1 pseudogene is annotated in these 285 nt (G+C 57.9%); it reads right to left on the bottom strand.

The features are described 5' to 3' along the window. Nucleotides 1-226 (bottom strand): annotated as a pseudogene (cpsB, locus tag X757_RS01000000165550) (mannose-1-phosphate guanylyltransferase/mannose-6-phosphate isomerase); the annotation flags it as partial. Between the last annotated feature and the right edge of the window lie 59 nt (nt 227-285).

The following is a 285-nucleotide window of genomic DNA, read 5'->3' as shown; positions in this document are numbered from 1 at the left end:
TGCCGGTCGTGTCGACCATGTGCACATCGCCGCGTATCCTGTTCCCGCTTTCGTCGGGGGCGATCAAATCGGCCATTGCGTTCCAAGATCCGATGTCGTTCCAATCCATGTGGCAGGGAATCACGGCAAGTCTGTTAGTCTTCTCCATGACAGCGTGGTCGAGCGAGATTCGCGGCGCGGAACCGAAATGCTCAGGCGCGAGTTCGATTTTGGCAATCGCAACCACTCCAATTACCTCAGGAACTGTCTGTAGCCGCCGCCCATCAGGTAGCGGCCGCGTTGGAT

It is taken from the genome of Mesorhizobium sp. LSHC412B00 (genome assembly GCF_000503035.1).
In the GTDB taxonomy this organism is placed as follows: domain Bacteria; phylum Pseudomonadota; class Alphaproteobacteria; order Rhizobiales; family Rhizobiaceae; genus Mesorhizobium.
Note: the sequence above shows the minus strand (reverse complement) of the source record. Positions and strands in the feature narration are given on the sequence as shown.